The organism is Dactylosporangium salmoneum (assembly GCF_039532525.1).
GTDB classification, from domain to species: Bacteria; Actinomycetota; Actinomycetes; order Mycobacteriales; family Micromonosporaceae; genus Dactylosporangium; species Dactylosporangium salmoneum.
Genome location: NZ_BAAARV010000093.1, coordinates 17623 through 24923 on the forward strand (window position 1 = coordinate 17623; position 7301 = coordinate 24923).

Below are 7301 nucleotides of genomic sequence, written 5' to 3' on the forward strand. Positions count from 1 at the left end.
CGGCGATGGCGGCCGTCACCGGGTTGCCGGCTGCGACCCGTTCGTCGACGACGGGGCCGGCTGGCTGATCGTCAGCCGGGCGGTCTGCGTGGCCAGCAGGGTGCCGGTGGTGGAGTCGGTGATCCCTCACGACCAGGGCCACCTCGTCGTAGGTGGCGACCTGCTGGGCGGAGGACAGGCGGGCCAGCATCTGCTGCGTGGTCACGGCGTCGAGGTGGCTGCGGCGGAAGCCGTCGAGGCCGGCGGCGGTGGAGCCGATGGCCAGGCGGACGCCCGGGAAGAGCGACATGTCCGGGATGTCGAAGCTGCGCTCGGCGAGCCACTCCGCGGGCGGGTTCAGGGCCAGCTCGGCCCCCACGCGGATCAGCTCCCGCACGCGCGGGGACGGCGGATCCCGCTGCACGGGCCGAGCGTAGCAATCCGCACCAGTGCGGGGGTGAATGTGATGCGTTTCGCCCTTGGTCCGGGCGGCCGTGGCGCGCAGGCTGAAGGCATGCCCCCGGCAGAGCTGGAACACCTCGACGTCGTCATCGTGGGCGCCGGGCTGTCCGGCATCGGCGCCGCCTACTACCTGCAGCGCGAGCACCCGCGGCGCAGCTACGCGATCCTCGAGGCCCGGGCGGCCAGCGGCGGGACGTGGGACCTGTTCCGGTACCCCGGCGTGCGCTCCGACTCCGACCTGCACACGTTCGGGTACGAGTTCCGGCCCTGGCGCGACGAGCGCTCCATCGCCGACGGGCCGGCGATCCTGGCGTACCTGCGCGAAACCGCGGCCGAGCACGGCATCGACCGGGCCGTGCGCTACCACCACCGGGTCGTGGCGGTGCGCTGGTCGACGCCGCAGGCCCGGTGGCGGGTCGAGATCGAGCGGGCCGACACCGGCGAGCGCACCGCCCTGACCTGCGCGTGGCTCTTCTGCGCGGGCGGGTACTACCGCTACGACGAGGGCTACACCCCGGCCTTCGAGGGCGTCGAGGGATTCCGCGGTACCGTCGTGCACCCCCAGGCCTGGCCGGAGGACCTCGACTACGCGGGCAAGCGGGTGGTCATCATCGGCAGCGGGGCCACCGCGGTCACCATCCTGCCCGCGATGGCCGGCACCGCCGCGCACGTCACCATGCTGCAGCGCACCCCGTCGTACATCCTGCCGGCCCCGTCCCGCGACGCCCTCGCCGCGCGGCTGCGGCGGCTGCTGGGCCCCGAGCGGGCGTACCGGGCGGTGCGGCGGCTCAACATCGCCCGGCAGCGGGCCATCTGGCGCTTCTGCCAGCGGCACCCGCACACCGCGCGCCGGCTGATCCGCTGGGTGAACACCAAGCAGCTGCCCGAGGGGTATCCGGTCGACGAGCACTTCAACCCGCCGTACCACCCATGGGACCAGCGCCTGTGCCTGGTGCCCGACGGCGACCTGTTCCGGGCCCTGCGCAAGGGCACCGCGTCCGTGGTCACCGGGCGCATCGCGGGCTTCACGGAGACCGGGGTGCGCCTGGAGTCGGGCGAGGAGCTGCCGGCCGACGTCGTGGTGACCGCGACCGGCCTCAACGTGCAGGCCTTCGGCGGGGTGGCGATCAGCGTCGACGGCACGCCGGTCAGCGTGCACGACACCATCGCCTACAAGGGCGTGATGCTGTCCGGGGTGCCCAACCTGGCGTTCGCGATCGGCTACACGAACTCGTCGTGGACGCTCAAGGTCGGGCTGTTGTGCGAGTACTTCTGCCGCCTGCTCGCGCACATGGACGCCCACGGCTACGACGTGTGCCGCCCCGAGCCCGCCGACCCCGCCATGCCGACCCGGCCGCTGCTCGACTTCGGCGCCGGCTACATCCAGCGGGCGCTGGACCGGCTGCCGCGGCAGGGCGACCGGGCACCGTGGCTGACGTCGATGAGCTACCACTCGGACGTGAAGCTGCTGCGCCACGGCCGCATCGCCGACCCGGAGCTGCACTTCGAGGCCCGGCGTGCGACGGTGCCGGCGTGACGGAGGACGACTTCCTCGACGCCCCCGGCGGCATCCGGGTGTGCTTCCGCGCCGATGGGGATCCCCGGGGCGTACCGCTGCTGCTCATCGCCGGCCTGGGCCTGGACCTGACGTCGTGGCCGGGGCCGATGCTCGACGGGCTGACGGCCCGCGGCTTCCGGGTCATCCGGTTCGACAACCGCGACGCCGGCCGCTCCACCCGGGTCGCCGCCGCGCCACCGGGCATGCTGCGCCAGCTGTTCGCCCGCCCGCCGCGCGGGGCGTACACCCTGGAGGACATGGCGGGCGACGCCCTCGCCGTGCTCGACCACCTCGGCGTGCAGCGCGCCCACGTGACCGGCATGTCGATGGGCGGCATGATCGCGCAGGCCCTGGCGGTCGGCCACCCGGACCGGGTCGCCGCCCTGACGTCGATCTTCTCCACCACCGGCGAGCGCCGGGTCGGCCAGCCGGCCCGCTCGACCATGGCCCGCATGGCCCGCGGCCCCTCCCGCACCCGCGAGCAGTGGGTCGCCCGCCACCTGGCGATGCTCGACCACATCGGCTCGCGCCACTACCCCTACGACGAGGCCGCCGAGCGCTCCTGGGCCGCGCTGGCCTGGGACCGGGGCAACGGGCCGGCCCGCCACGCGGGGGTGGCCCGGCAGATCGGCGCCATCCAGGCCTCGGGCGACCGGACCGCCGCTCTGCGCGCCATCACCGCCCCGACCGTGGTCGTCCACGGCGACGAGGACCGGATGGTGCACCCGAGCGGCGGGCGGGCCACCGCCGCGGCGATCCCGGGCGCCCGGCACGTGGAGATCGAGGGCATGCGCCACCACCTCTCCCCGGGCGTGCTCGACCGCCTGGTCGACCTGATCGCCCAGCCCCGCTGAACCTCACCCAGCCCCGCTGCACGGCGGCCCCACGCCGCCGGCCGTGCGGCGTGGGGCCGATCGGGTCAGGACGCGACCGGACGCAGGATCCAGGACTGGGCCAGGCCGCCATTGCAGTCGTACTCCCAGATGGACGTGCCCGCGGCGGCCCGGTCGTTGTCCAGGTCCAGGCACTTGCCGGAGAGGGGCGTGACGAACCGCACCACCGGCGCGGACGGAGGGCCGGAGAGGTACTCGACCGTCCAATACTGCGCGAGCATGTACGGCTGGGTGGCCACCCCGTGGCAGCCGTTGCGGCCGATCGGGGTCATGTTGGCCGTGTTCGCCCAGGCGACGTCGTAGCAGGTGTTCGCGACGTCGGCGGGGTGGATCGACACGTACTGCGCCCCGCGCCGCTCGATCGTGACGTACTGCGTCGCCACCGCCGCGCACGGCTGGCCCTGCAGGTTGCCGGCCACGTCGTCGGCGCAGGTGCCCGAGCCGGCGTTCACGACCTGGTACTTCTGCTGCGCCGCCCCCAGCGCGGTGTCCAGCGACACCGACGCCGTCCCGGCCGGCCCGATGCCGCCGCCGGCCACCTCGGCCGGCGCCGAGAACGCGGTCCCGGTCGACGTGGTGATCCACAGCTGGGCCTGGTAGGCGCCGCAGCAGCGGTACACCAGCCCGACGTCGGTCCTGCCGTCGCCGTTGTAGTCGCCGGGCACCGGCGTGACCGGCCCGAAGCACCAGGCGTTCTGTCCTGAGTCCCACTGGGTGATGGCGTTGCCGTTGAGCGTGGTGGCGTTGACCGTCATGAAGGTCCACAGCTGGCTCTGGCAGGTGCCGCGGTCCGCGACCGCGCCGACGTCGTCGAACTGGTCGCCGTTGAAGTTGCCGGCGAAGAACTTCAGGGCGCCGTAGCAGAGCTTGCCGGCGCCGGAGCTGTACCGCACGATCCCGCCGCCCATCGCCGGTGGGCTGGCCGCCGAGGTCTGGTGGAAGCGCATCTCGGTGAGGCAGCCGCCACCGTCGGAGATCTCGTAGACGTCGGCGCGGCCATCGCCGTCGAAGTCGCCGGCGACCGGGGTGATCGCCGACCAGGCGAACAGCCCGCCGCCGAAGCCGATCGGCGCGGAGAGGCTCGGGCTGCCGGGGCCGGTGCCGTTGGCCAGGAACAGCCAGCCGAGCCAGCCGTTGGGGTTGTTGTCATAGGCGACCAGGACGTCGGACTTGCCGTCGGCGTTGAAGTCCCCGGCCACCGCCTTGATCTTGCTCGTCGACCAGCCGTTCATGGTCTGCACCACGGTGCCGGTCAGCTGGTTGCCGTCGGAGCGCTGCACGCCGACGGCGACGCTGGTCCCCGCCTGGGTGAACGTCACGGTGTCGGACCGCCCGTCGCCGTCGACGTCGGCGTTGACCGCGACCGTTCCCGAGGCGTAGAGGCCGTCGACGCCCTGCGGGGCGACCGCCGTGCGGCGGCCGGCCACCGCCGGGTCCCACCGCCACAGGGCACTCTTGCCGCCGCCGATGTCGGAGAGCAGGGTGACGTCGGCCCTGCCGTCGCCGGTGGCGTCGCCGGCCACCCGGGTGACGGCGTCGGCGGCGTTGGCCCGGAACTGGCGGGTGCCGGCCGCATCCTCGGCGGACAGCGCGATCGGGGACCGGTTGCCGGCCGCGTCGATCGCCACGACGCTCAGGAAGTTCTTGCTCAGCCCTGAGACGAGCGGGACGACCGGGATCGTCGCCATGCCGCCGCTGCCGGCCGGGACGTACATGGCCGGCATGTTCGGGTTCGCCACCGTGGTGACGCTGTAGAGGTAGCCGGCGATGTCGGTGTCCCCGCCGCCGGGGGAGACGGTGACCGTGGCGGCCTTGCCCACCTTGGTCGTGGCCGGCGCGGAGGCCGGGTAGGCCGGCAGGTCGGCCGAGGTCAGCACGGGCTGGCTCGGGGTGGCATTGTCCACGCCGAAGCGGCACCAGGGGGAGTACGGCCCGTAGTCCTGCCCGTCCCAGCCGCGGACCCGCCACTGGTAGCTGTGCCCGGCCGGCAGCGACGCGCCGGGCACGCTGGTGGTGAAGGCGTGCGGCGCGGATGGGGGCGAGTCGAAGGCGGGCGTGTCCGGCTGGGTGGTGACGCCGGCGCCGGCGGTGAGGTCCTGCCACTCGAACTTGGCCACGACGTGGTCGTAGCCGCCGCCGGGGTTGACGTCGGAGTCGGTGACCTCGGCCCGGAACGTGACCCCGTTGGTGACGTTGATCCACGGCTGGGAGGCCTGGGCGCCGGTGTAGCAGTCGATGGTCTGCGACGTGCCGAGGGTGGCCAGGGCGGCGGTGTTCGGCGCGTTCGGCGGCCGGTTGTAGTTCACGATCAGCGACGTCGACGACGCGTTGAACTTCATCCAGCCGTTCTTGTCGCCCTCCACGTGCGAGCCGAGAGTCAGCGTCACCCGGGACAGGCCCTGGTTGGCCCAGGACTGGGCCTGGGGGAGGAAGTCGGCGGTGTTGGCGAAGGTGAGCTCCTGGTCGGGCTGCGGGTCGCCGGCGCAGCCGCCGCCCTCGCTCGGCTTGTGCGCGTGGCCGCTGCCGGTGGCCACCTCGACGTACAGCGCCGGGGTCCACCCGGTCCGCCCGGTCACGTCCACGTCGGCGCTGCGCCACAGGTCGGCCTGCACGTTGGAGCACGCCGCGGTGTGCGCGAGCGTCGACTTGAACGCCACGCCCTTGATCAGTGCGCCGGCCACCGCGCCGTACGGGAACTCGAAGTGCTCCCGCCAACTGCCGCCGGTGCCGTCGGGGTTGGTGCCGACCCGGGCCACGCCGCCGAGGTTGGAGTACGAGTAGTTGCCCGAGTTGGAGTAGGTCCAGCGCGAGGAGCCCGAGGACCACTGCGGGTCGACGTACACCGGCAGCTGCAGGCTCGGGTCGGCCAGCCAGGCCTGGTCCGGGGTGAGGACGATCTCGCCGGCGGCGGACAGGCTCAGTCCGACCCTGCCGACCTTGGCCTCGTCGCCGGAGGAGTCCCACGCGGTGGCCGCGCCCGAGGTGAGCAGCGCCTGGCCGTCCTTGCCGACGACCTCGAGGTGGTCGCCGGCGGCGCGCACCGCGGGGCCGGAGGCCGCCATCGGGATGCGCCGCAGGGCCGCGGAGCGCAGCGCCTCGCGGGTCTTGACCACGAGGGCGTACGTGAACCCGTCGGGGAGGGCCTTCACCTGCAGGTCGACGCCCGGGAAGACCTCCGGGTAGGTCGCGGTGTCCCCGGCCACCTGCGCGGCCGGCAGTACCGCCGGCCAGGACAGCTGCCACGGACCGGCCGCCGTCGGCACGCTCACCAGGGTCTGCCCGCCGCCGGCGGAGACCCGTGCGGTGGTCTGCGCGACCGCCGCCGCCCAGGCGCCGTCGGCCTGCCGGCGCAGCGTGGCGTCCAGGTCCGCCCACGTGCCGTCGGGGCGCTTGAGCCGCTTCGGCACCGCCGAGGTCTCCAGGACCATCGACCCGTCGGCGGCGGCGAAGGTCTGCGAGCGCTCCGAGCGCTCGCCGAGCACCTCGACCCTGCCCGCGCACGACTTCGCCGCGGCCACCGCCCCGGCGGCATCGGCCTTCGCCGCCGGGCACGCCTCCCGGGCCCGGGCCGGGGCGGCCGCGACCGCCTGGAGCAGGGCGAGCGCAAGAGTCGCCACCAGGCCGCCGGATAACCAGCGGCTCCTTCTCATGGACATGCAATTTCCCCCGTCGATGTTCAGATCCGTGATCGGACAACTTATGGCCTCGCGATGACATTCGCAATCACCACTGGGTAAACAATTCGCACGCTTGCGCGATCGACGGTCGGGCATCTATGTTTCCCCCGTTCATGTAGCGCACCGGACGGGGGAGTGCCGCATGTCGACGCCTTATGCTGCCTGCATATCTGGGCATACACCGAGATGTATCGATTTGATCGCCCGGTTGTATCGCCGTGCATTTCTGCGTGCCCGCGCTATGCCCCCTGTCCGATTTTCGCCGGGTTTTCCCGGGAAGGTTCGAGCCTAGGGAGCTGCGTTGTCACATCGACGCGAACAAGCATCACCGCCGCCTTTGTGGCGGCGCCGGGCGGGGCTCGTGGCCGCCCTGACCGGCGCCGCCGTGGTGGCGGCGAACGGGGTGCAGGTCACCGCCGCCACCGCCGCGCCGGCCCTGCCGCACCGCTCGGTCCAGCGGCCGTGGGTGAGCGGGCAGGACGTGCCCACCACCCGGCCGGCTCCGGCCGACACCACCGCCGCGGTCACCGGGGCGCCGGTTGTGCACTGGCCGGCCGCCGGTACCGCCCAGGTCGCGCTGTCCGGCGCGGCCCTCGCGACCCGCGCCTCGGGCAGCGCCTCCGCCGCCGGCGGACCGGTCTGGGCGGCCGGCCTGCCCGTCGGCGTGGCCCCGGGGGCCGGGGTCGGCCCGCAGAGCCGGCTCGGCGGCGAGGGCGCCGGTGCGACCACGGC

Annotated in this window: 4 protein-coding genes and 1 pseudogene; 3 read left to right on the plus strand and 2 right to left on the minus strand. The window is 73.7% G+C overall.

Translation table 11 applies throughout. The features are described from left to right. Positions 1-403, minus strand: a pseudogene (locus ABD352_RS45920) (hypothetical protein); the annotation flags it as partial. Positions 404-493: 90 nt separating this feature from the next. Between ABD352_RS45920 and ABD352_RS45925 the strand changes: the two are divergent. Then, the gene (locus ABD352_RS45925) at positions 494-1978 is read left to right on the plus strand and encodes a flavin-containing monooxygenase (RefSeq protein ID WP_344618927.1); all 1485 of its coding nucleotides are present in this window, start codon (positions 494-496) and stop codon (positions 1976-1978) included. Beyond that, on the plus strand, positions 1975-2853 hold the full coding sequence (locus ABD352_RS45930; RefSeq protein WP_344618928.1) for an alpha/beta fold hydrolase: 879 nt from the start codon (positions 1975-1977) through the stop codon (positions 2851-2853). The genes ABD352_RS45925 and ABD352_RS45930 overlap by 4 nt, the downstream gene beginning before the upstream one ends. 65 nt (positions 2854-2918) lie before the next feature. Here ABD352_RS45930 and ABD352_RS45935 read toward each other — a convergent pair whose 3' ends face one another. Beyond that, complete coding sequence (locus ABD352_RS45935) at positions 2919-6548, minus strand: FG-GAP-like repeat-containing protein (protein ID WP_344618929.1); 3630 nt, start codon at positions 6546-6548, stop codon at positions 2919-2921. Between the two features lie 382 nt (positions 6549-6930). Here ABD352_RS45935 and ABD352_RS45940 point away from each other — a divergent pair. Next, a partial coding sequence (locus ABD352_RS45940; RefSeq protein WP_344618930.1) for a hypothetical protein occupies positions 6931-7301 on the plus strand: 371 nt, incomplete at its 3' end.

Coding starts and splice junctions, on each gene's coding strand:
- ABD352_RS45935 (WP_344618929.1), bottom strand. CDS start 6,548: ATGTCCATGAGAAGGAGCCGCTGGTTATCCGGCGGCCTGGTGGCGACT.
- ABD352_RS45925 (WP_344618927.1), top strand. CDS start 494: ATGCCCCCGGCAGAGCTGGAACACCTCGACGTCGTCATCGTGGGCGCC.